This is a genomic window from Sutterella massiliensis (genome assembly GCF_016899755.1).
Lineage (GTDB): Bacteria > Pseudomonadota > Gammaproteobacteria > Burkholderiales > Burkholderiaceae_F > Sutterella > Sutterella massiliensis.
The window spans coordinates 1-404 of record NZ_JACJJC010000316.1 but is presented as its reverse complement, the minus strand read 5'-3'; the positions used below and the strand labels follow the sequence as shown (position 1 = coordinate 404).

At 60.6% G+C, this 404-nt stretch carries 1 protein-coding gene; it reads right to left on the bottom strand.

The window, feature by feature from the left end:
- On the bottom strand, nucleotides 1-335 hold a 335-nt coding region (locus H6A60_RS12735; protein WP_205105224.1), incomplete at its 3' end, for a hypothetical protein.
- Nucleotides 336-404 lie beyond the last annotated feature (69 nt).

Genomic DNA, 404 nt, shown 5'->3' with positions numbered 1-404 from the left:
GTCTTTTGAAGCTGCGCCTCGACCTCCTCACGCGCGAGGTCGCGCTTGGCTTTTTCGAATTCGTTCTTCGAGAGCCATCCTTCGGGGAGCTTCTCCTGCGGCGCGTCGACGACGGGTACGGTTTTGCCGTCCACCATCGTGAAGTACGTCGACGATCGGTAGTAAAGCTTCGACTGTTCGGGCGTCGTCCCGGCGATGACGAAGTTCTCGGACGTCTCTCTTCCGTATTTCCTTCGGCGCTCGAGCACCTCGGCGTTCTTTTCAGCCCAAATTTCAGCCTGCGTTTTGCGCTTCGGGGGCGGCGCCGTCTCGCCCGCATCGATTCGGCGCTGCATTTCGTCGCGATAGCGCCGAGCGATTTCCTGCGACTTTTTGACCAGTCGGTCCCGGCGTGCGGAAACGGG